24 protein-coding genes are annotated in these 22,496 nt (G+C 62.4%); 12 read left to right on the top strand and 12 right to left on the bottom strand.

Going from position 1 to position 22,496, the window contains the following annotated elements; all coding sequences use genetic code 11:
- Positions 1–197 precede the first annotated feature (197 nt).
- Positions 198–1,244, top strand: coding sequence for a quaternary amine ABC transporter ATP-binding protein (locus tag AC6CIG_RS07020; RefSeq protein ID WP_437409179.1), 1,047 nt, complete (start codon positions 198–200; stop codon positions 1,242–1,244).
- A 42-nt stretch (positions 1,245–1,286) separates the two neighbouring features.
- Here the strand turns inward: AC6CIG_RS07020 and AC6CIG_RS07015 are convergent, their stop codons facing one another.
- Complete coding sequence (locus AC6CIG_RS07015; RefSeq protein WP_437412536.1) at positions 1,287–1,694, bottom strand: tautomerase family protein; 408 nt, start codon at positions 1,692–1,694, stop codon at positions 1,287–1,289.
- 98 nt (positions 1,695–1,792) lie between these two features.
- Here AC6CIG_RS07015 and AC6CIG_RS07010 point away from each other — a divergent pair, with 98 nt between their 5' ends.
- Together AC6CIG_RS07010 and bmt are read left to right on the top strand one after the other, a co-directional pair.
- On the top strand, positions 1,793–2,641 hold the full coding sequence (locus tag AC6CIG_RS07010; RefSeq protein ID WP_437409177.1) for a LysR substrate-binding domain-containing protein: 849 nt from the start codon (positions 1,793–1,795) through the stop codon (positions 2,639–2,641).
- Between the two features lie 75 nt (positions 2,642–2,716).
- Positions 2,717–3,730 carry a betaine--homocysteine S-methyltransferase gene (bmt, locus tag AC6CIG_RS07005; protein WP_437412535.1) on the top strand — a complete coding sequence of 338 codons (1,014 nt, stop codon included), beginning with the start codon at positions 2,717–2,719 and terminating at the stop codon, positions 3,728–3,730.
- 42 nt (positions 3,731–3,772) lie between these two features.
- Here the strand turns inward: bmt and AC6CIG_RS07000 are convergent, their stop codons facing one another.
- The 6 genes from AC6CIG_RS07000 to AC6CIG_RS06975 all read right to left on the bottom strand — a co-directional run bounded on the left by AC6CIG_RS07000 (position 3,773) and on the right by AC6CIG_RS06975 (position 10,991).
- Positions 3,773–5,824: an acyltransferase family protein gene (locus AC6CIG_RS07000; RefSeq protein WP_437409175.1), complete on the bottom strand. Its 2,052-nt coding sequence runs from the start codon at positions 5,822–5,824 to the stop codon at positions 3,773–3,775.
- Between the two features lie 73 nt (positions 5,825–5,897).
- Positions 5,898–7,037, bottom strand: a complete 1,140-nt coding sequence (locus tag AC6CIG_RS06995; protein WP_437409174.1) for an aminotransferase class I/II-fold pyridoxal phosphate-dependent enzyme — start codon at positions 7,035–7,037, stop codon at positions 5,898–5,900.
- 27 nt (positions 7,038–7,064) lie between these two features.
- On the bottom strand, positions 7,065–7,700 hold the full coding sequence (locus tag AC6CIG_RS06990; RefSeq protein WP_018095266.1) for a helix-turn-helix transcriptional regulator: 636 nt from the start codon (positions 7,698–7,700) through the stop codon (positions 7,065–7,067).
- A 78-nt stretch (positions 7,701–7,778) separates the two neighbouring features.
- Complete coding sequence (locus tag AC6CIG_RS06985; protein WP_127711034.1) at positions 7,779–8,531, bottom strand: phosphodiester glycosidase family protein; 753 nt, start codon at positions 8,529–8,531, stop codon at positions 7,779–7,781.
- 73 nt (positions 8,532–8,604) lie between these two features.
- Positions 8,605–9,309, bottom strand: coding sequence for a ferredoxin (locus AC6CIG_RS06980; protein WP_437409173.1), 705 nt, complete (start codon positions 9,307–9,309; stop codon positions 8,605–8,607).
- Between the two features lie 107 nt (positions 9,310–9,416).
- On the bottom strand, positions 9,417–10,991 hold the full coding sequence (locus AC6CIG_RS06975) for a trimethylamine methyltransferase family protein (RefSeq protein WP_018095268.1): 1,575 nt from the start codon (positions 10,989–10,991) through the stop codon (positions 9,417–9,419).
- Between the two features lie 509 nt (positions 10,992–11,500).
- Between AC6CIG_RS06975 and AC6CIG_RS06970 the strand changes: the two genes are divergently transcribed.
- Positions 11,501–12,199, top strand: a complete 699-nt coding sequence (locus tag AC6CIG_RS06970; RefSeq protein WP_018095269.1) for a corrinoid protein — start codon at positions 11,501–11,503, stop codon at positions 12,197–12,199.
- A 92-nt stretch (positions 12,200–12,291) separates the two neighbouring features.
- Here the strand turns inward: AC6CIG_RS06970 and AC6CIG_RS06965 are convergent, their stop codons facing one another.
- Complete coding sequence (locus AC6CIG_RS06965; RefSeq protein ID WP_080636480.1) at positions 12,292–12,450, bottom strand: entericidin domain-containing protein; 159 nt, start codon at positions 12,448–12,450, stop codon at positions 12,292–12,294.
- A gap of 37 nt (positions 12,451–12,487) precedes the next feature.
- On the opposite strand from AC6CIG_RS06965, the gene AC6CIG_RS06960 reads away from it, so the two are divergent.
- Complete coding sequence (locus tag AC6CIG_RS06960) at positions 12,488–13,108, top strand: DUF1638 domain-containing protein (protein ID WP_127711030.1); 621 nt, start codon at positions 12,488–12,490, stop codon at positions 13,106–13,108.
- Positions 13,109–13,424: 316 nt separating this feature from the next.
- Here the strand turns inward: AC6CIG_RS06960 and AC6CIG_RS06955 are convergent, their stop codons facing one another.
- The gene (locus tag AC6CIG_RS06955) at positions 13,425–13,892 is read right to left on the bottom strand and encodes a BA14K family protein (protein WP_275597756.1); all 468 of its coding nucleotides are present in this window, start codon (positions 13,890–13,892) and stop codon (positions 13,425–13,427) included.
- 305 nt (positions 13,893–14,197) lie between these two features.
- On the opposite strand from AC6CIG_RS06955, the gene AC6CIG_RS06950 reads away from it, so the two are divergent.
- The 7 genes from AC6CIG_RS06950 (at position 14,198) to AC6CIG_RS06920 (ending at position 20,388) form a co-directional block, all read left to right on the top strand.
- Positions 14,198–14,500, top strand: coding sequence for a virulence factor (locus AC6CIG_RS06950; RefSeq protein ID WP_003530676.1), 303 nt, complete (start codon positions 14,198–14,200; stop codon positions 14,498–14,500).
- The gene (locus tag AC6CIG_RS06945) at positions 14,493–15,080 is read left to right on the top strand and encodes a methylenetetrahydrofolate reductase C-terminal domain-containing protein (protein ID WP_018095273.1); all 588 of its coding nucleotides are present in this window, start codon (positions 14,493–14,495) and stop codon (positions 15,078–15,080) included. The genes AC6CIG_RS06950 and AC6CIG_RS06945 overlap by 8 nt, the downstream gene beginning before the upstream one ends.
- Positions 15,077–16,168 (top strand): methylenetetrahydrofolate reductase, encoded by a 1,092-nt coding sequence (locus tag AC6CIG_RS06940; RefSeq protein WP_018095274.1) that lies wholly within the window; start codon positions 15,077–15,079, stop codon positions 16,166–16,168. The genes AC6CIG_RS06945 and AC6CIG_RS06940 overlap by 4 nt, the downstream gene beginning before the upstream one ends.
- A 121-nt stretch (positions 16,169–16,289) precedes the next feature.
- Positions 16,290–17,252 carry a methyltetrahydrofolate cobalamin methyltransferase gene (locus tag AC6CIG_RS06935; protein WP_100673765.1) on the top strand — a complete coding sequence of 321 codons (963 nt, stop codon included), beginning with the start codon at positions 16,290–16,292 and terminating at the stop codon, positions 17,250–17,252.
- Positions 17,253–17,254: 2 nt separating this feature from the next.
- Positions 17,255–17,593 carry a hypothetical protein gene (locus AC6CIG_RS06930; protein WP_437409171.1) on the top strand — a complete coding sequence of 113 codons (339 nt, stop codon included), beginning with the start codon at positions 17,255–17,257 and terminating at the stop codon, positions 17,591–17,593.
- Positions 17,594–17,612: 19 nt separating this feature from the next.
- The gene (locus AC6CIG_RS06925) at positions 17,613–19,664 is read left to right on the top strand and encodes an ASKHA domain-containing protein (protein WP_018095277.1); all 2,052 of its coding nucleotides are present in this window, start codon (positions 17,613–17,615) and stop codon (positions 19,662–19,664) included.
- 61 nt (positions 19,665–19,725) lie between these two features.
- On the top strand, positions 19,726–20,388 hold the full coding sequence (locus AC6CIG_RS06920) for a phosphotransferase-like protein (RefSeq protein ID WP_437409170.1): 663 nt from the start codon (positions 19,726–19,728) through the stop codon (positions 20,386–20,388).
- A 218-nt stretch (positions 20,389–20,606) separates the two neighbouring features.
- Here the strand turns inward: AC6CIG_RS06920 and AC6CIG_RS06915 are convergent, their stop codons facing one another.
- The 3 genes from AC6CIG_RS06915 to AC6CIG_RS06905 all read right to left on the bottom strand — a co-directional run bounded on the left by AC6CIG_RS06915 (position 20,607) and on the right by AC6CIG_RS06905 (position 22,430).
- The gene (locus AC6CIG_RS06915) at positions 20,607–21,077 is read right to left on the bottom strand and encodes an SRPBCC family protein (RefSeq protein WP_437409169.1); all 471 of its coding nucleotides are present in this window, start codon (positions 21,075–21,077) and stop codon (positions 20,607–20,609) included.
- A gap of 30 nt (positions 21,078–21,107) precedes the next feature.
- Positions 21,108–21,437, bottom strand: a complete 330-nt coding sequence (locus AC6CIG_RS06910; RefSeq protein ID WP_018095280.1) for an ArsR/SmtB family transcription factor — start codon at positions 21,435–21,437, stop codon at positions 21,108–21,110.
- A gap of 96 nt (positions 21,438–21,533) precedes the next feature.
- Positions 21,534–22,430: a LysR substrate-binding domain-containing protein gene (locus AC6CIG_RS06905; RefSeq protein ID WP_437409168.1), complete on the bottom strand. Its 897-nt coding sequence runs from the start codon at positions 22,428–22,430 to the stop codon at positions 21,534–21,536.
- Positions 22,431–22,496 lie beyond the last annotated feature (66 nt).

Below are 22,496 nucleotides of genomic sequence, written 5' to 3'. Positions count from 1 at the left end.
ATCGTGAAGGTGATGGATTCCAGCGCCCATTCGAGGATGCGGCTGCCTGATGCGCGACGCACGAGCCGCGCCTGCGTCGCAAACAGTAAAGCGGTCGGCGTGTTCCGCTGTCACAGTTCTGATGCAAGGAGCGGGAAGCGCCGCGAAAACGCAGTCGGCGTAAAAGCTCCAAGCCAAGAGAAGGGGAAAGGTTGTCCATGGCTAGTCACGCAATCGAGGTGAAGAACCTCTACAAGATTTTCGGCCCGCGCGGAGAGGATTACGTCAAACTCGTCGAGAACGGGATGGGTAAGGCCGAACTCAACGAAAAGCACGGCCACGTGCTCGGACTGCAGGACATCAACATTTCCATGCCGGGCGGCTGCATAACGGTCGTGATGGGGCTCTCGGGGTCCGGCAAATCGACGCTGATCCGGCACATCAACCGGCTGATCGATCCGACCTCGGGCGAAGTCCTCTACGACGGCGTCGACGTCTGCAAGATGAACGAGAACGACCTTCGCGCGTTCCGCCGTCACAAGACGGCGATGGTCTTCCAGAAGTTCGCACTGCTGCCGCATCGCACGGTTCTCGAAAACACCATCTACGGTCTTGAGATACAGGGTATCGATCGGCGCGAGAGCGAAAAGCGTGCGCTTGGCTGGATCGAGCGCGTCGGCCTTCAAGGCTTCGAGCAGCACTATCCGAACCAGCTTTCCGGCGGCATGCAGCAGCGCGTCGGCCTTGCCCGCGCGCTTACAAACGACGCCGACATCCTGCTGATGGACGAGGCCTATTCGGCACTCGATCCGCTGATACGCGTCGACATGCAGTCGGTCCTGCTCGAACTGCAGAAGGAGTTGAAGAAGACGGTGGTCTTCATCACCCATGATCTCGACGAGGCCCTGAGGCTCGGCGACAAGATCGCCATCCTGCGCGACGGCCGCGTCGTGCAGCAGGGAACCGGCCAGGAAATCGTGCTCTCGCCAGCCGACGACTACATCACGGCCTTTGTGAAGGAAGTGAACCGCGGGCGGGTGGTCAACGTGGAGACGATCATGCGGCCGCTCTCCGGAAACCCGGAAGGCCTGCCGCTCGCCGTAGGCACCGTGCTCGAAGCGGCTGCCCGCACCATGACCGGCGCGCAAATAAGCAACGCGCATGTCGTCGACGGCAACGGTCGCCCGATCGGTGCGATCGACCTGCAGATGATCATCTCCGCCATGGTGACGCCCGTGCAGCATACCGACCGGCAGGCGGCTTGATGGCTTTGAGGGCGCCCATGGGCGCCCTCAACAGGCGGATAGTCAAGTGACCCCCAGCCTTCCGCTGATGTACCGGAACTCCTGCGTTTTGCCTCCATAGCCATAGGCTGCCGCCGGTACCTCATGGACGAGCACGTAGCTTTCGGGATGCACCATCCCGAGAATATCCTCGAAGGCCGCAAAGATCGCATCGACATAGGCACCAAGTTCCTGCTTCGTATTGGTGCCGTCGACAACCTTGATGTCGAGCCAGAAACTGCTGGTCTGCTGCGAGGCGAGCGACTTTCCGCCCGCGAACCAATGCCGCGGATCGACATAGCTGACGACGACCGCCGTCACCGAGGGGTCCTTGCGAAGATGCGACTGCGTGAGGTCGCTTACCTTTGCCGCTATTTTCGCCGAAAGCTCCGGCTCCGGCTGTCCGGTAACGCTGATGTTGATGATGGGCATCACAGGTTCCTTTCTTCGAAACACCTCGTCAATTTGCCATCGTCGCCACATCAACAAAATCGAATTGTTTTGCAGATACACTTCTGTAAAATTGAAGTATGAATCCGATCGATCCCGAGCTGCTGCGCACTTTTCTCGCCTTCGCCGAGGGCGGCTCGCTTGCAAGAGCGGCAACCGCCGTCAACCGTTCGCCCTCCGCCGTGACGGCGCAAATGCAGCGGCTGGAAGCGCTGGTCGGCGAGCGCCTTCTTGCGCCCGCCGGACGCGGACGCGTGCTCACGCCCGTGGGAGAGGAGCTCGCCGCCCATGCCCGGCGCATTTTGGATGCGCATCGCGACGCCTGGCTCAGCCTGAGGGGCGCGCGCGCCGACGGACGGATCTCCCTCGGCAGCACTCAGGACTTTGCCGATACGATGCTGCCCGGACTGCTGCGCCGCTTCGCGCGTTCCCATCCACGCATTCGCCTGGATTTGAGGATCGGGCGGTCGAAAGAATTGACGGCCGCCTTCGATCAGAACCAGATCGACATTCTTCTGGCCATGCGACAGGCGGCTGCAGATGACGAATTGCTCGTGCTCCGCGAACAGATGCTTTGGCTCTGCTCCGACAGGGGCTTGGCAGCGGAAGAAGAGGAACTGCCCCTCGCCGTACTCGACCCACCTTGCGGCTTCCGCGCCGCCGCCATATCGGCCCTCGAGAGAACCGGCCGCCGCTTTCGGATCGCGGCAACGAGCCCCAGCCTGTCGGGCCTGCGCGCCGCCGTTTTGAGCGGCATCGCCGTTACGACCCGGACGGAAAGATTCCTCGGCACCGGCATCGAGCGCGCTCCTGTCCATCTCGGCTTGCCATCCCTGCCTCCGGCCGAATTCAGCCTGCGTCTGCGCGCCCGGGCAGAGAAGCCCGCAACCGATCTGGCTGCGCTGCTTGCGAACGAATTGCCGCGTTGATCGGCGCAATTCTGTTGCCAACACATAAAGATATCTTTATATCTTATTGCAGTTCCATTCAGCCGGGAAAATCCGATGTCCGTTGCAGCCCATGCCCTTTCCGACCTCCTCGCCCAGAAGGGCGTTCTGCTTGCCGATGGCGCCACAGGCACGTCGCTCTTCGCCATGGGGCTCGAAGCGGGCGAGGCACCGGAGATGTGGAACGAGACGAAACCGGAAAACATCACCAAGCTGCATCAGGACTTCGTGGATGCCGGCGCCGACATCATTCTCACCAATTCCTTTGGCGGCACACGCCACCGACTGAAGCTTCATCAGGCCGAAGACCGGGTCTACCAGCTCAACAAGCGGGCCGCAGAGATCGCGCGCGCCGTGGCCGACCAGGCGCCGCGAAAGGTCATTACGGCCGGATCCGTCGGCCCAACGGGCGAACTGCTGATACCGCTCGGCGCCCTTTCCTATGAAGACGCGGTCGCGGCCTTTGTCGAACAGATCGAGGGCCTGAAAGCCGGCGGCGCGGAGGTCGCCTGGATCGAGACCATGTCCTCTCCGGACGAAATTCGTGCGGCCGCCGAAGCCGCGGCGAAGGTCGGCCTTCCCTATGTCTACACCGGTTCCTTCGACACCGCCGGCAAGACGATGATGGGCCTGCACCCGAAAGATATTCACGGCGTCGCCGCCGATATCGGCGACGGTCCGGTTGCCGTCGGCGCGAATTGCGGCGTCGGGGCGTCCGACATTCTTTCCTCGCTGCTCGATATGACGGCTGCCAGCCCGGAGGCGACAATCGTCGTCAAGGGCAATTGCGGTATTCCCGAATTCCGCGGCTCGGAGATCCACTATTCCGGCACTCCGCCGCTGATGGCCGAATATGCCCGGTTGGCCGTCGACGCCGGCGCCAGGATCATCGGCGGCTGTTGCGGCACCTCCTGCAACCATCTGGCCGCGATGCGGCTCGCAATCGACAATCACACCAGGGGTGAACGCCCCACGCTCGATATGATCGTCGAGAAAATCGGTCCGTTGCGGAACAAATCGGCAAATGAAGGTCCCGCCGCCCCGGCCCGCGAGCGCCGTCGGCGCGCCTAAGGTCATGCCTGCGGAAGCTCCGGCGGCAAAGCCGGAGCTATCCTATTCTACGGGACCAGAGCGAGTGCGCATTTGCGCCGGCGGGGCGTCGCTCGCACTGGCGCTCACCAAAGCGACATTTTCGCCGAGATCGCAAATCCCGCGCAAAGGTGCCCCGAGCCGACCGCGCTCCGTGGAGCAGCCATACTCCGCAGCACTGGCAAATGCCGGGTAGAACTGAAGCGCGGCACCGAGATGACGGGATCCCTCTTCGGAAAAATGCCCATGGTCTTCGAAAAGCGCCACTCCCCTGTCCTCGGTTCTGCAGCGGCCCCCGCCGCAGAGATAATCGGTGAAGCTCACGACCGGATAGTCGCTGGCGATATCCGCCAGGATCGAGAGTACGTCACGGTCGTGGGTCCGGACATTCGCAAGTGACGCCCCGCAGTCATCGGCGGAGGTTCCAAGCAGTCGGGCTCGCGCGACGCAAAGGCCGGTATCGCGCCCATCCTGCGGCGGCGGCGCGATGACGACCGGCCGAAAGCCATTCTGCCGTAACCATGCGAGGCTTGCCCGATAACTGCCGGTCACGATCCGAGCGTCCGACGGCAGCACTCCCTTACCGTCGAGAAGCATCGTCTCTTCCTCCAGATACTGGTTCAGCGGCGAGGACAACACGACATAGCGGATCGACTTTTGCGCCAGAAGGAAGCGCTGCACCTCCTTGTTGTGCTCGATGCACTCCTGCGGCCAAGCGGGCTCGAACTTGGCCTTGATCGGGGCGAGGCCGGCGAGCGGACCGCAATTGTTGTTCGTCAGTTGTACAAGCCTCGCGCCCGGTTCGGAGGCCAGGATGCCATCGACGAGGTGCCTGGCAAAGGAGTCTCCCCAGACGGCAATGACCGGTTCGCTGCTTGTGCCGCATTTCAGGTCGACAACCGCATTGCAATCCTTCCCTATGCCGACGCTCGGCTTGGTGAGGCGGGCAAGCTCGGCATTCCCGGACGCGAGACCGTCGCTGCCGTCGAGCACCAGGCCAGTCGCAACGGCCATGGATCCCACCGCCGCGACCGTTGCGAAGATCGCCTTCCGCCCGAGACGGGCACGATTGCGAAAGGGACCTTCGACGTAGCGCCAGCTGAGGTAGGCGAGACCGAAGCAGAGCACGATGAGGCCGGCGTAGCCCGCAGGCGTCACTCCGTCACTCGTGCGCAGCCGCGCAAATGCGAATACCGGCTGATGCCAGAGATAGAGGCTGTAGCTGCAGAGGCCGATCGCAACGAGCGGGCGGGCCGAGAGGCACCTGCCGATCAGCGTGTCGCCGCGAGCGAAGGCGAGAACAAGGGCCGTACCGGCGACGACTGGAACGGTCGCCCAGCCCGGATAATGTTGCGTGTCGGTTATCGAGAGATAGCTTGCAGCGATGAGGATAAGCCCGCCCCAGGCGAAGCACTCGCGGACGGATCTGGAGAATTCACGATTTGAAACACCCGAGAGAGCGACGGCGGCACCGAGGCCTAGTTCCCAAAAGCGACTGGGCAGGAGATAGAAGTTTGCCGCCGGATCGATGCGCGCGAAAAGCTGGGTCGCGCCGAAGCTCAGAACCGTCGCCGCGACGATCACCTTGAGCCCGGTCGCCTCCGACAGGCGGCGCAGCGAAAGCAGAAGTAGGGGAAAGACGATGTAAAACTGCTCCTCGACCGCAAGGGACCATGTGTGAAGCAGCGGCATGAGATCGGTGTCGGGCGTGAAATAGTTCGTCTGGTTCCAGAACAAGAAATTGGCCGCGAACAAGTTCGCCGCGTAGAGGCTCTTGCCGAATTCATTCAATTCCTTCGGCAGCATCCACATGAGCGCGAAGGGAATAGAGGCCACACAGACGAACAGAAGCGCGGGCGCGAGGCGTCGTGCACGCCGCTCATAGAAAGCGACGGCGCTGAATGCGCCGCTGCGGATCTCCTGGTGAATGAGGCTCGTGATCAGAAAGCCGCTGATCACGAAGAAAACGTCGACTCCCGCGAAACCGCCAGAGATAAAGCCGAAACCGGCATGAAACAGCAGGACGGGTATTACGGCGACGGCGCGCAGCCCGTCGATCTCGGGTCTATAATGCATAATGCGAGGCAGGTACTTCCATGAGGTTGGCGCATCGTTAACACGGTCAATCGGCCGGCGCCACGCCGCCCCATCACCTCACGCGCGCCCGCAGGTGATGGCGCCAGGCTTCGAGCCCCTCTTCGATGTTCCTGCGGCCGAATCCGACGCGGAAGCGATCCTGCGGGACCGGCAGTAGATCGGAGACGAAAAGGCTCGACGGAAGCAACAGCACGCCTGATTCCTCGACAAGCCGCCGGCAATGTTCCTCCACGCCGTCTGCCCCGCGATAGCGGGCGAAGCCGACGCAGCCGCCATCCGGCGCCTGCCACTCGTAGAGATCTGCAAACTCGGCGAAAAAGGCTCCGAGTTTCTCGAGATTTCGCGTGCAGAGCGCGCGATTGCGTTCGAGTATCCGATGGCGCGATTTCAGCGCGATCGTCGCCAGCACCTCCGATGGCCGGGAGTTGCAGATGGAGAGGTAGTGCTTCATGCCTTCCATGCGCTGGAGAAGCGCGCGATCGCGGCAGGCGATCCAGCCGATCCGAAGACCTGGAAGGCCATAGGCCTTGGACATGACGTTGAGCGAAATACCGCGATCGAAGAGTTCGGCCGCCTGCGGCAGGCGCTTCTCCTCATCGCGCTCCAGTCCTCGATAGACCTCATCGCTGAAAAGATGAATGCCGCGCTCGGCGCAGAGCGCCGCGAGCGCGCGAAACACCGACGGCTCGGCGACAGCACCCGTCGGGTTATTGGGGAAATTGACCGCGATCAGCTTCGTATTCGGCTGCAGCGCCGCCCGGACATCGGCGATATCGATCTGCCAATTGTTCTCGGGACGGAGTGCAACGCCGCTCACCGACGCGGCGAGCGTGACCGGAAGCGTTTCCATTGACTGGTAATTGGGCACGGTGACGATGGCATGGTCCTCGGGACCGAGCGCAGCCAGCATGGCACAGTAGAGCCCTTCCTCGGCACCGGCGAAGCAGAGGATATCTTCCGGCTCGACCCCCTCATAGGTCGCGGCGATCGCCTTGCGGAGCGCCGGAGCGCCATGGGTCTCGGTATAGCCGAGCGTCAGCCGCTCCCACGCGTCGTGATCGGCGTCGTCGGCGCAGGAAAGCAGCTCCGCCATCGACATGGTTTCGCTGTCGCTCGCGGTCATGTGGTGGCGCGCCGTGAACTCCCAGCGCGAGAAATGCGTCTCGAGGCGAAAGGCCGGCAAGGTCGTCATGGTCGTTCTTTCCTTTGAACGCGAGATTCAGGCGGCGCCTTCGCGCGCGGCCGAAAGGTAGTTGTAGATGGATGCGCGCGAGGTGCCGATCAGGCTCGCCAGATGATCGACCGCATTGCGGGTCTTGAAGAGCCCCTGCTCTTCGAGGGCCGCAACCAGTGCCACGCGATCCGGGCGCTTCAAGGCGGAAAGCGCAAGGCCTCTCACCTTTAGCCAAGCGTGCAGCGCTGCATTGATCTCCTCGCGCCAGTCGCGCGAAAACAATGCTGGCGGCCGTGGTTCCGGCGTGCCGGCAAAGGCCGCGAGCAGCCTCACGGCGTCGTCGATTCGTGAGACATCGAGATTGATGCAGAGCAGCCCGACGGCATGTCCCTCATTGTTGCGAAGCACCGCCGAGACCGATTTCAGCCGCCGTCCGTCCGCGCCCGTCTTCTCATAAGGGCCGAGCACGCAGGCGCCCTCAGCCATGCCGTCGAGGCCATCCTCGATGAGGGAGTCGGTCGCCGCGGTGCGACCGGAAAAGGCGTTCCAGAGAGCCGCAATCTTGCCGGTGGACAGATCGTGCAGAACGACCTCCGCATGCGGGTAAAGCAACGCGCTTATCGCCGCGGCCGAGGGCGCGTGCACAGCAAGACAGGTGGGAATGCCCGGTTCTATATTCATGCGTGCATCTGAAACGATTTATACGTTTTGTCAAGATTGTACTTTTTATTCATAATCGCGGATCGACGGATCGAGAAGTCAGCGCGGAAACGCCGCGACGACAGCGATGATGGGGCCGAGCGGAAACAGCCGGTCGTGCCGATTGATCTCCGGCGCATAAAGGCTCGAGATCGTTCCGTCGAGAAAGAGCGCATTGGGGCAATCGAGCGCGTCGCGAAACAAGGTCGCGAAATCGTGAAAGCGCACCGGCCGTTTCGACACGGCGAAGACCACCTTCCCGCTGTTCGTCACCCCGACGCCATTGCGGGTCTTGAGGCTGTCACTATCCGGCAGGAAACGGGGATGCAGCGCACCATCGATGACGAGCATCGGACCGGATTGCGTCGCGAAACGCGGCTCGATGCCGGCAAGGCGATAGGCCTCCGCCGCCATGACCCCGGCCATGCCATCGCCGACATAAAAGACGCCGTTCGGCAGCATGTGAAAGTTGCCCCAACCCGGATTTCTATTGAGCGGCGCCAGCTCCGCACCCTCCTCCACATGCAGCCCGACCGGAGCGAGGTCCTCGTGGTACATGCCGCCGTTCATCGCGAAGACGAGATACTGTTCGCGACGACGAAGTTCGAGCGACAGCGCCCTGAAAGACCTGAACGGCATGCCCGTCTGATCCTTGTTGTAGAGCCTTATGTCGCTCGTCGACGGGTCGAAGCTGCAGGCGAGGTAGGTTTCGCCGAGATGGAGAACATCGCGACAGGCACCGAATGCGGGTGCAGCGAGACCGGCGGATAGAAGGGCGGCGCCGGCGATGAAGGCTCTTGTAAACAGCGGCATCGAACAGACCCGGAGGGAATCATACGACGTAGCATCGCATGGATTGCAGCGGATTTATGCGGGCGCGCGCTGATTAAAGCTCGATCGCCGCCATATGGAAACGCAATTGCCCCGCCGGATAGCGATAGTCGCACCCCACCGGACAGGCATCGCGGGACAGACAGCCGTGAGCAAGGCAGCCGGTCACCCCTTCTCCGGTTCTCAGATGCGCGCGACAGCGCCCCATATCGAACGTAGCGCCTGCCAAGGCGTCCGCCGGGCAGCCAGAAAGGCAGGGCCGTCCAATACAGCGTTCGCAGGGGTGGCCACCCGCCGGCTCGCCCGTCACCGGCATGGCTCGATCGAAGCCCAGCGCGCCGCGATAGCCGTGCCATAGGCCGTAGCGCGGATGAATGAGGATGCCGAGCGGCGACGGCTTCAGCCCCTCGGCACGCATTGCCCATTGCTGGAAGGGCTGCCAAGGGGGATCGGATGGAAAATACGCCGAGGCGCCTGCTGCCGCAGCCGCCGGGCGGATGACCTGCTTCGACCACTTGTCGAGCGGCTCCGCACCGCCGCCGTCCGGTTCGCCTTCGCGCCACCGACTGAAGGACTCCCAGACCGAGCCGCCGACATTGCCGATCAGCACCACGCTCGCCGCGGACTTGCCTCCTTCGAGCGTCGGCGCCCCCTCGCCCGGTGCGAAGTTCACGGTTCCGCGCAAAAAAAGACCGTGCGGCGCAAGCGCCGCACGGATGGTTTCAAGCACATCGCGTTCCGATGCGTAAGGAGCCGTCATTTCGGTTTCGGCCCTTGAGTTTCGTAATGCGGGCGCCAGACCTCTTTCTGTATCATATCGGCCACCTGCGCCGCGCCGCCTTGCTCCCTGGCTCGCTCGGGAGCCTTTCAGGTGAAGGCGTCGGGCATCGAGTCCTTCCGCTTGGCGATGAATTCCTTCAGCGCCTCGTCGATTGCCGGGTCGAGATAGGGCGCCTCATAGTTTTCGAGCCACGAGCGGGCGAGCGCGTTGGCGCGCTGTTCGATCCGCTTCTCGCCCTCGATCTCCCACTGCTCGAAGGAGTTGTTATCGGCGAGCGGCGAGCGATAGAAGGCGCTCTGGAAGTTCGCCTGCGTATGTGCACAGCCGAGATAGTGGCTGCCGGGGCCGACTTCGCGGATGGCGTCGAGCGCCTGCGCGTCTTCGGAAAGGTCCACGCCCTCGGCCATCTTCTGCATCATGCCGAGCTGATCCTGGTCGATCATGAACTTCTCGTAGGACGAGACGAGACCGCCCTCGAGCCAGCCGGCTGCATGCAGCACGAAGTTGGTGCCGGCAAGCAGCGTCATGTTCAGCGTATTTGCCGATTCATGTGCGGCCTGCGCATCCGGAACCTTCGAGCCGCAGAGCGAACCACCGGTACGGAACGGCAGGCCGAGGCGGCGAGCCAGCTGAGCAGCGCCGTAGGAGACGAGCGACGGCTCCGGCGTGCCGAAGGTCGGCGCGCCCGACTGCATCGAGATCGACGCGGCGAAGGTGCCGAACAGCACCGGCGCGCCCTTGCGGATGAGCTGGGTAAAGGCCGCACCTGCGAGCACTTCGGCGAGGATCTGCGTCAGTGTGCCGGCGACCGTGACCGGGCTCATCGCACCCGACAGGATGAAGGGCGAAACGACGCAAGCCTGGTTATGGCGGGCATAGACTTTCGCGGCACCGAGCATCGTCTCGTCGAAAACCATCGGCGAGTTCGCGTTGATGAGGTTCAACGTCACCGCATTGTTCTCGACGAAATCGTCGCCGAAAAGGATCTTCGCCATTGCGACCGTGTCTTCGGCGCGCTCGGGCGCGGTGACCGATCCCATGAAGGGTTTGTCGGAATAGCGGATATGGCTATAGACCATATCGAGGTGGCGCTTGTTCACGGCGATGTCGACCGGTTCGCATACCGTGCCGCCCGAAGAGTGCATCGACGGCGCCATATAGGCGAGCTTCACGAAGTTGCGGAAATCCTCGATCGTCGCATAGCGGCGGTTGCCGTCGAGATCGCGCACGAAGGGCGGGCCGTAAACCGGCGCGAAGACGGTCGCCTTGCCGCCGATCTGAGCGCTGCGCTCCGGATTGCGCGCGTGCCAGGTAAAATCCTTCGGCGCCGTCTTCAAGAGCTCGCGGCAAAGTCCCTTGGGGAAATGCACGCGTTGACCGCGCACGTCGGCACCAGCGGCCTTCCACAGATCGAGCGCTTCGGCATCGTCGCGAAACTCGATGCCGATCTCTTCGAGAACGACCTCGGCGTTGCGTTCGATGAGCTGCAGCCCTTCCTCGTCAAGAACTTCGTATTCGCGAATCCTGCGCTGGATATAGGGCAGAGACGGTCCCGGGCCACCGCCGGTGCGGGAAGCGCGACGCGCTGCCGCTCCCCGCCCCTCGCCACGCGCGCGGCGTCCGCCGCCTTCGGCCGCACCTTGTTCTGTAACGTCGCTCATTCGCTCATTCCTCTTCCCGCGGTGCCCCGCGCATCATGCGCGATGAACGCCGCAACACTTTGATGGGTGGGTGCATACCCCTTTCGCGAGGCTGATCCAGCGGCGGGCATATGCATCCGGTAGTCGATTTGACCTAATGCTACCAAGGCGCCGGACCGGTACGGGTCTTAATGCGCCAACGGCTGGCGCATCTTAGACACTCGGTCTGCGGTCGCTGCCATTGCAGTCGTCTTTCGGCTGCTTCAGATCGGCACCGCGCAAGCGCCACTCTAACGCCTTGAAGTGCCGTATAATTTTGCAGGCGGCAGATTCCGAACCGCGGAATAATGCCGCCGCCGTCGCGTGGGAGCATTTACGCCGGGCGCCGTCGTTTTTCATCACATGCGACGTCGCTTTCAACAAGAGATTTTTAGGTATAGCCCGCTAAGGATTGGGCGACGCGTCCGGATTGCGCCCTCTCTCGTGCCACCCGTGCGAAATGACTGTGCCAGGAACCGAGGAACCCAACTATGGCAGACGATGAAATCATTCTCGAGGACCTTTCCGACGAGGAACTCGTGCAGCAGATGCATGACGACCTCTATGACGGTCTCAAGGAGGAAATCGAGGAAGGGACGCGCATCCTCCTCAAGCGTGGCTGGACGCCTTACGACGTCCTGACCCAGGCTCTGGTCGAAGGCATGCGCATCGTCGGCATCGATTTCCGCGACGGCATTCTCTTCGTCCCGGAAGTGCTCCTTTCGGCCAATGCGATGAAGGCCGGGATGTTCATCCTGCGCCCGTTGCTTGTTGAGACCGGTGCCCCGAAGCTCGGCAAGATGGTGATCGGCACGGTCAAGGGCGACATCCACGACATCGGCAAGAACCTCGTCGGCATGATGATGGAAGGCGCCGGCTTCGACGTCGTCGACCTAGGCATCAACAATCCGGTCGAGAACTACCTCGAAGCGCTCGAGCGTGAGAAGCCGGACATCCTCGGCATGTCTGCCCTGCTCACGACGACCATGCCCTATATGAAGGTCGTCATCGACACGATGAAGGAAAAGGGATTGCGCGACGAATACATCGTCCTCGTCGGCGGTGCACCGCTCAACGAGGAATTCGGCAAGGCCGTCGGGGCCGATGCCTATTGCCGCGATGCGGCCGTCGCCGTCGAGACGGCCAAGGACTACATGAAGCGCAAGCACAATCAGCTCGCAGCCGGCTGAGACGAATCCGACATGAAAAAGCCGGCTGCCCGTGTGAACGAGCAGCCGGCTTTTTTGTTTTCGGAAAAAGCGTCGATCTTGCGCTCAGGCCGTCAGTTGGCGGCCCTGGCGACCCGATGGCCGGCTCCCTGTGTCGCGTTTACTGCGTTTGCAGTATCCTGTCCTACGCCGCGGATCGTGTTTGCGCAGGAACTCAGGGTTGCCAGCGCTATCAAAACGGCTCCGATGGTCGCGATGGATTTTGTCGTCATGACCGTGATTCCTTTGTTGATGCAAGGCGGAATAAAGATGGAAAACGCAACGTCGGCAAGAGAACGTGCACAACCGAAGAAAGTTCATGTCATTGGTTGCGGCGCGATCGCGCGCGAAATTCTTGCCGTCTGCGCGGCCAACGGGCTCGACCACATCGAGCTCAACTGTCTGCCGGCCATCTGGCACAACACGCCGGAAAAGATCACTCCGGGCCTGCGTGAGGCTATCACCCGGGCGCGCGCCGACGGTTTCGAGCGCATCTTCATCGCCTATGCGGATTGCGGCACCGGCGGGCTTATCGACCGCCTCTGCGAAGAGGAAGGGGTGACGCGCATCCCGGGGCCGCATTGCTACTCGTTCTTTGCCGGAAACACGGACTTCGCAGCCCGCTGGGACGATGACATCACAGCCTTCTTCCTGACGGATTTCCTTGCCCGGCAGTTCGAAGCCTTCGTCATCGAGCCGCTCGGCCTCGACCGGCACCCGGAACTGCGCGACATGTATTTCGGCCACTACCGCAAGCTCGTCTATCTCTCCCAGCAGGAGGACGCGGTGTTGCAGGAAAAGGCGCGTCGCGCCGCCGATATTCTCGGGCTCGAATATGAGTACCGCTATACCGGCTATGGCGATCTCACGACATCGCTGATCGAGATTTGATCCCTCTGAGCCGGCGTTTGTGCCGCCCGAGGGAATAGTTGGGCGCCGTCACATGTCCTATCCGATTCACGATGGGAGAGAGACAATGGCCCGCAGATCGACGATACTCGCAGCCGCGATTGCCCTTTTGACACTCGCCGGGTGCATGACAAATCAATCCAGCCGAAACACAATGAATCCTGCTGGAAGCAGTTCCACCAACTCCGGCGGCAGCAGCATGGGCAGTTCGGGAGGCGGCAGTTCGGGTTACTGAGCCACACTTCGGCGCGACGCGCTTTTAAGGCCGCCCGTTACCGACGGACGGCCTCGCGACACATCAGTAATACGGCGAATAGCACTGCTGTCTTGGGCCACCATAGGGCTGATAGGAATTGTCCGCAGCGCGGTACGAGCGGTAGCGGTCATAGCACCAGTTGACGTGGCTGGAAGGCAGTCCCGGCGCCGCATAGCGTGGCTCTGCGTAACGCGGCTGGGCGATGGCGCCGCCGATGATCATGCCGGCACCGAAGGCTCCCAGAGGATACCACCAGCCGTCGCTGTGGCGGCGGTAGCCGTGGCGGCGATAGCTGTAGCCGCGATGCCCGTTATACCAGCCGTGACGATGGCCGTGCCGGCGCCAGCCGTGCCGCGGGCGATGTCGGTGACCGTGCCAGCCGCGGTGGTCGACCGTCTGCACGTCGCTCGCCTGCGACACCGGAACGGTTGGGAAGGGCATAGCTTGCGCAGGCGCATAGGCGGTGAAAGCCGTCACAGCCGCGAGGAACAGTATCCCAATCTTCTTCATCTCCACACCTATCTGTTCGAATAGGTCAGAGCTTTTGCCGCCGGCCAGGTGAACACGCAGTGAATGCAAGATTCATGATATTCTTAAGGACCATCCGAAGGCCGGTGCACGCGTATTCCCGGTCCTTTGTCGCCGCCGATAAGGCAGGCATTTCGCCGTGCCGGCACAAGCGGTGCGCTCCGCGAACGCAAGGTTCGGATGCGCGATCGTGCAGCGTCGTTTTTGGACATATCGGACGTCGTGACAAGGTGAGCCACGGCGCGTGGACATGCGCATTGTCGCCCCTATAGGAGAACAGGAATCCGATGGCAGACCGCATTATCGTCTACTGGCGCGATATCCCCGCGCAAGTCATCATCAAGCAGGGCCGCAAGACTGCCAAACGCGAGCTCTCTCTGCGTTTCACCGAGGCGATCGACATGTGCGCCATGCGCACCGGAGCCGCCGAGACCGACGACTACCTTGCCGAATGGCGCAAGGCCGATCCCGTTCCGGTCTCCGACGACCTCGAGGCGGAAGCCGACAGGGCGGCCGCGGAGTTGGAAGCCGCCTATGACCGGGAGCGCCTCGTCGCACTCGTCAAGGCCGGAGGCCGGGACAATGCCTGACCCGAAGGTCGTCACCGGCAACGCCCAGCCGGCCAGGAAGGCGGCGACGGGCGCCTATACGCCCCAGGGTGTGTCGCCCAGCCGCCGCTCGCGCCACAAATACACGGTACGTCTCTGGGCCGTGCGCAATTCGCGTTTCCTCGAGTGGTTCTACAACCGTTTCGCCGACATGTTCCTGCTTCTCCATCCGCTTTGGAACGCAATCGGCTACAACCGGGTTGAAAGGCCTGTCACCTTCGTCGAGCGTCACGTCAAGGGCTTCCTCTTCGACTGTCGCATGTGCGGCCAGTGCGCGTTGTCCTCAACCGGTATGTCGTGCCCTATGAACTGTCCGAAACAGCTGAGGAACGGCCCCTGCGGCGGCGTACGCGCAAACGGCAATTGCGAAGTCGAACCGGATATGCCCTGCGTCTGGGTGCAGGCGTGGAAGGGCTCGCAGAACATGGTGAAGGGTGATGCGATCATGAACGTGCAGAAGCCGGTCAACCAGTCGCTGCGCGAAACCTCGTCCTGGTTGCGGGTAACGGCCGAGGCCGCGGCCGCCCGCGAAGCGGCGAACAAGGAAGGTCCGCAGCAATGAGTCCGGACATCAATCCCCACGATCCCGGCGCACCGCTCGATCCCCTGCCCGGCCATTCCTCGCGCGGGCGGTTGGAGCGCGTGCTGCGCCGCGGCGAGTTCGCAGTGACCGCCGAACTCAATCCGCCGGACAGCGCCGATCCCCAAGACGTCTACGAGCGGGCGGCAGTCTTCGACGGATGGGTCGACGGCATCAATGCAGTCGACGCTTCTGGCGCCAACTGCCACATGTCATCCGTCGGCATCTGCGCGCTCCTGACGCGCATGGGCTATGCGCCGATCATGCAGATCGCCTGCCGCGACAAGAACCGCATCGCGATTCAGGGCGACGTGCTCGGCGCCTCGGCCATGGGTGTCCAGAACATCATGTGCCTCACCGGCGACGGCGTGCAGGCGGGCGACCAGCCCGGGGCCAAGCCGGTTTTCGATCTCGACTGCATGTCCCTGCTCGAGACGGTGCGCATCATGCGCGACAATTCCAAGTTTCTTTCGGGCCGCAAGCTGACGACGCCGCCTCAGGTATTCCTCGGAGCGGCGATCAACCCCTTCGCTCCGCCCTATGATTTCCGCCCCTATCGCCTCGCCAAGAAGATCGAGGCCGGCGCACAGTTCGTGCAGAGCCAGTATTGCTTCGACGTTCCGATGTTTCGCGAATACATGAAGAAGGTGCGCGATCTCGGTCTTCACGAGAAGTGCTACATCCTGGTGGGCGTCGGGCCGATGGCATCCGCCAAGACTGCCCGCTGGATTCGCTCCAATGTTCCGGGCATCCACATTCCGGACAGCATCATCAAGCGGCTCGAGGGCGCCCAGGACCAGAAAAAGGAAGGCAAGCAGCTCTGCATCGACATCATGAACGAGGTGAAGGAAATCGAGGGCGTTTCCGGCGTCCACGTCATGGCCTACCGCCAGGAAGAGTATGTTGCCGAAATCGTCCATGAATCGGGTGTCCTGAGGGGCCGCAAACCCTGGACTCGCGAAGCCGCGCCGACCGATGCGCTGGTTGCGGAGCGGCTGGAACATATCCGCGAAGGCAAAGAAGAAAATCAGCAGCAGATGGCCGAGGCCGCTGCGCACCACCCGCATTGAGACAAAGCCGTGAGTCGGCGGCTTTAGCAGAGGATAACCGGCGCTCCTGCTCGTCCAGCGCCTTACAAACACAGAACGGCCCTATTACATAGGCCAACGCTCAAGGTTCAGAGGATCTCATATGACCCGCACCATCGTCGCCTCCGCCACCCGCGAGATCATCATCGGCTTCGACCAGCCCTTCTGCGTCATCGGCGAACGCATCAATCCGACCGGCCGTAAGAAGCTCGCCGCCGAGATGATCGAGGGCAACTTCGACACCGTGATCAAGGATGCGCTGGAGCAGGTTGCCGCCGGCGCGACGATGCTCGACGTCAATGCAGGCGTGACGGCCGTCGACCCGAACGAGACCGAGCCGCCGCTCCTCGTCAAGACTCTGGAGATCGTTCAGGGCCTCGTCGACGTGCCGCTGTCGATCGACAGTTCGGTTACTGCCGCCATCGAAGCCGGCCTGCGCGTCGCAAAGGGCCGCCCGCTCGTCAACTCGGTGACCGGCGAGGAAGAGAAGCTCGAAGCGATCCTGCCGCTCTGCAAGAAATACGACGTTCCGGTGGTGGCGATCTCCAATGACGAGACCGGCATTTCGATGGACCCGGACGTCCGCTTCGCGGTCGCCAAGAAGATCGTCGAGCGCGCCGCCGATTACGGCATCAAGCCGCACGATATCGTCGTCGATCCGCTGGTCATGCCGATCGGCGCACTGGGATCTGCGGGCCAGCAGGTTTTCGCGCTGCTTCGCCGACTTCGCGAAGAGCTCAAGGTCAACACCACCTGCGGCCTCTCCAACATCTCCTTCGGCCTGCCGCATCGCCACGGCATCAACGCCGGCTTCATCCCCATGGTGATCGGCGCCGGCATGACCTCGGCCATCATGAACCCCTGCCGTCCGCAGGAAATGGAGGCGGTTCGAGCCGCAAACGTGCTTAACGGCACCGATCCGAACTGCACAAACTGGATCATGACCTATCGCGACCACAAGCCGGCCGAAGGCGGCCAGGCCGTCGCTGCTGCGGCCGCACCGGCGGGTGCCGGCGGGCGGCGCGGCGGACGCGCGGCGCGTGCCGGCGTCGCACGGGCGGAGTAAAAATGGCCAGGCGCCACTCCTTCGCAAGCGACCTGGCGGCACTCTGGTTTCAGGCCCCCATGGTCATAGCCGCGCGTACGCAGGCGATGGCCGTAGCCGCTATCACCGGCTCGGCAACCGACTATGTCGAGGCAAGCCGGATGGTGACCGAAAAGATGGCGGCAGTCGCCGAAAGCGTCGTCGCCGCCAATGTCGCCCTGGTGAAGGAAGGAATGGGTGCGGCCGCGGCGCTTGCCGCCGGAAAGCCGGGCTCTGCCGCCGCGCACAACCGGATAGCGGCGGCCGCAGTTCGGCCCTATGCCAAGCGCGTGCGGGCAAACGCCCGCCGGCTCGCGAAATAAACTGCTGGCGAGACAGAAAATGTTGAACGTGCCCTCGAAGGACGAAAAGAACGATCCGCTGGTGCTCTTCATGCCCTCCGGCAAACGCGGCCGTTTCCCCGTCGGGACGCCGATCCTCGATGCCGCACGTTCGCTTGGAGTTTATGTCGAAAGCGTCTGTGGCGGCCGCGCCACCTGCGGACGTTGCCAGGTTTCCGTTCAGGAAGGCAATTTCGCCAAGCACAAGATCGTTTCGTCCAACGACCATATCTCGCCGATTGGTCCCAAGGAGCAGCGTTACGCGAGCGTGCGCGAATTGCCTGACGGGCGGCGGCTGTCCTGTTCGGCCCAGATTCTCGGCGATCTCGTCATCGACGTGCCGCAGGACACCGTCATCAACGCACAGGTGGTGCGCAAGGCCGCAACCGACCGCGTGATCGAGCGCAATGCGGCGGTGCAACTGTGCTATGTCGAGATCGACGAACCGGACATGCATAAGCCGCTCGGCGATCTCGATCGGTTGAAGGTCGTTCTGGAAAAAGACTGGGGTTGGAAGGACCTTCTGATCGCCCCCCACCTGATTCCCCAGGTACAAGGCATATTGCGCAAGGGCAATTGGGCAGTGACTGCGGCGATCCATCGCGACATGGACTCCTCGCGTCCCTTCATTGTCGCTCTCTGGCCTGGACTGAAGAACGAGGCTTATGGCGTCGCCTGCGACATTGGCTCGACGACGATTGCGATGCATCTCGTATCGCTGCTCTCCGGACGCATCGTGGCCTCCTCCGGCACATCGAATCCGCAGATCCGCTTCGGTGAGGATCTGATGAGCCGCGTCTCCTATGTGATGATGAATCCGGATGGCCGCGAGGCGATGACCAAGGCGGTACGCGAAGCGTTGAACGGCCTGATTGGCAAGGTTTGCGCCGAGGGCGAGGTCGACCGCCGCGACATTCTCGACATGGTCGTCGTCGCCAATCCGATCATGCATCACCTGTTCCTCGGGATCGACCCGACGGAACTCGGCCAGGCGCCATTCGCACTGGCCGTCTCCGGCGCCCTGCAATATTGGGCGCACGAAATCGACATAGAGGTCAATCGCGGCGCGCGCCTCTATATGCTCCCGTGCATCGCCGGCCATGTCGGAGCGGACGCCGCGGGTGCGACGCTTTCCGAAGGGCCGCATCGTCAGGACAAGATGATGCTGCTCGTCGATGTCGGCACCAATGCCGAGATCGTGCTCGGCAACAGGGAGCGCGTCGTGGCCGCCTCATCGCCGACAGGACCTGCTTTCGAGGGGGCCGAGATCTCCTCCGGCCAACGAGCCGCACCCGGAGCGATCGAGCGCGTTCGCATCGATCCCGAGACGCTGGAGCCGCGGTTCCGGGTGATCGGCGTCGACAAATGGTCGAATGAAGAAGGTTTCGCCGAGGCCGCTGCGGCAGTCGGTGTCACAGGGATCTGTGGCTCGGCGATCATCGAAGTCGTCGCGGAGATGTACCTCACCGGCATCATTTCGCAGGACGGCGTCGTCGACGGGGCAATGGTCGCGAAGAGCCCGCGCATCATCCCGAACGGCCGCACCTTCTCCTATCTGCTCCACGAAGGCGAACAGCGCATCACCGTGACGCAGAACGATATCAGAGCGATCCAGCTCGCCAAGTCCGCGCTCTATGCCGGCATCAAGCTGCTCATGGAGAAACAAGGTGTCGATCACGTCGACACGATCCGGTTTGCCGGTGCCTTCGGCTCCTTCATCGATCCGAAATATGCCATGGTGCTCGGACTGATCCCCGATTGCGACCTCACCGAAGTGAAGGCGGTCGGCAATGCCGCCGGCACAGGCGCGCTGATGGCGCTCCTCAATCGCGGTCACCGCCGCGAGATCGAGCAAACAGTGAGGAAAATCGAGAAGATAGAGACGGCGCTTGAATCGAAGTTTCAGGAGCATTTCGTCAACGCCATGGCGATGCCGAACAAGGTGGATGCCTTCCCGAAACTCGCCGAAGTGGTTACCCTGCCGGCGCGCAAGGCACTGATCGACGACGGCGGCGAAGGAGGCGGCCGCAGACGGCGACGCAATAGGGAGTAGTCCCAGCCTCGTCTCACCGCTTCGAATAGCCGGACCATGTGTCGACGGCCGAGGAGATCCGATGAAAAGCGGCTGCAATCCTGGACGGATCGTCATCCTCAACGGGGCGCCGCGATCCGGCAAGTCGAGCATAGCCGCGGTGATCCAGGAGACATTCGACGGGCCGTGGATGAACCTTGGCGTCGACACTTACATGGAGCGAGTAATGCCTCGCCGCTACCTGCCGGGGATCGGGTTGCGGCCCGGCGGTGAATTGCCTGAAATCGAAGCGCTCGTACCCCTCTTCTATGCTGCCCTCTACGAGTCCGTTGCCGCGCATAGCCGGCTGGGTCTGAACGTTGTCGCCGATGTCGGGCATCACGAGGCCTATGGTGAACCACGCCATATCCTTCCCGACTGTGCCCGGCGGCTTCTCGGCCTTGCCGTCCTCTTCGTCGGGGTGCGGTGTCCAGTCGAGACGATAATGGAGCGGCGCAATCGCGGCCAGCTCGGTCGCGAAGGCGGTTACCTCACCGGCAGCGAGGCGGAGCCTGTTCCGCGCCAGGTGCTCGCCTGGCAGCGAGAGGTGCATCGCCCCGGCATCTACGATCTCGCAGTCGACACGTCCATGATGACGCCTGACGAATGCGCCGCGCTCATCCGCAAACGGCTCGAAGCAGAGCCAATGGCTCCGACGGCATTCCAACGGCTGGCCAGAATGGCCAGCATTTCGCAGCCGGATTAAGGCCTGTTGAGATTGCGGATATCCGCGGCGGCTTGTTTCAATGTGCTTGTCACAAGGATCCAGCTGACGAAGTCCTTGGGCAGGAAGAACGCTTCCCGCGCCGATTGCAGTCCCCATATACGTCTTATAGGCCGTTCGGTCAGCAGAGCCAGCCATAGGTTTGGCGCATGATGACCAAAATCCTCGCGCTGACCGACGCACCCTGGAACGGCGTGAACTCAAGCTGCTGCCATCTCCACATAGGACGCCAACAGACCGCCCCAGCCATTCTCCGAATCGAAAATACCGCGCATTTCCTCGGCCTTCACGCCGTAATTTTCAAGATGGCGGTGCTCGAGAATGACGGTTGTGCCACCTTCCCCATTTGCCTCGAACAGGACCTCCACTTCGGTATGCAGGCCGGGATCGTAGTCGAAATCGGCGTTGAGCTGCCAGTCGAATAGAATTCGGTTCGGTCTGTCGCACGCGACGACACGCCCCCACTCGCATTCTTCGCCCGCGTTGCCGATCTCGTACCAGCGGCCACCCGCGACCGCCTCTACCACAACCGTCTTTTGACCGGACTGCGTGAGGCTGTGGCCCTTAATCCACCATGTCCCCATTCCGCTGACGAAAATGTCGAACGCCTGCTGCGGCGATGTACGCACCGTAACCGACTTACGGACCGGTGCCGGCTCGATCATGTTCATGAGGTCTCCTCCCGTGAGATCGCGACAGAGTTACTCTTCGGCTTCTTCAGACCACTCGGCCGCCTCGACCGCCTGCTTGAATGCGGCGAGTTGATCATCCCAGAATCGGTCGAGCCATTTCCTGAGCGGCCCCAGCCCGTTGGGATCGATCGAATAGATTCGCCGCGCACCCGACGGCACGTCGCGCACGAGATGTGCCGCCTTCAGTATCTTCAAATGCTGTGAGATCGCCGGCTGTGAAACCGGCATGGCCCGGGCGATCTCGGCGACCGACTGCCGCCGCTCAGCCACCTTCTCGAAGATGGCACGGCGCGTTGGATCGGCGAGCGCAGCAAAGGCTTTATCCTGATCATAAGTCATAGCTTATTATAAGCCAAAACTTATGATCGTCCACCCGGTATCGCGCGACGTTTGCTTCCCGAGTCGTTTGGCGGTCGCGGGACGCCGCCTGCGGAATTATGCCGCCTGCATCTGCAGCTCGGCGAAGGCAGCGCGAACATGCTCCGCGACCGCCAGAACCGGCGCCGGCGCATCTTCGATGACCTTGAGGCCGATGTTGTAGTGACCTAGATCCGGCAGGCCGTCACGCTCGCCGAGCTGGACCATCTCGCCTTGGACGAGATAGCGCGGCAGCGGCGCGATCGCGAGCCCGGCGAGAACAGCCGCACGCTGTCCGGTCGTATAGGCGCTCAAAAAGGCCACGCGGAACTTGCGGCCCGCACGCGACAGCTTCTCGACCGCATCGGCACGCCAGACGCAGCCGTCCTCCCACATGGAAACCGGCAGAGGATCGCGCAGATGCGCGTTCCCGCATTTCGCACCTGCCCAGACCAGTTTCTCCTGCATCAGGATTTCTGCGCCTCTGGCAGAGTCCTCGGAAAGGCTGTTGAACACGGCGATGTCCAGCCGATGCTCGTCGACCCGCTTGCGCATCGCGTTGCTCATGCCGATCGAAACGTCGATGGTGACGTTCGGATACGTCTCGGCAAAGCGCTTCAATACATCAGGCAGAATTCGCTCGCCGACGTCCTCCGGCGCACCGACCCGCACCACACCGTTCATGTCTGGCAACAGGAAGCGGGACACCGTCTCGTTGTTGAGCGATAGAAGCCGCCGGGCATAGCCGAGCAGGAGTTCGCCCTTGGGCGTCAGCGACACCGAGCGGGCATCGCGCAAAAACAACGTGCAGCCGAGCATTTCCTCGAGCTTCTTGATCTGCATCGAAACGGCTGAAGGCGTGCGGTAGACCGTCTCCGCGGCGGTGGTGAAGTTTCCGGTCTCGGCAATGGCGACGAAAGTCTTGAGCACGTCCATTTCGAGCAGCGGAAGCGCGTGGCGCATCATCATGTTCATGGCGGCACCCTAGATCAGAAAAACTGAAAGATAACTTAACTTCATTTCGTTTGATTGAACATCACG

It is taken from the genome of Sinorhizobium sp. GQ132 (assembly GCF_059758575.1).
Note: the sequence above shows the minus strand (reverse complement) of the source record. Positions and strands in the feature narration are given on the sequence as shown.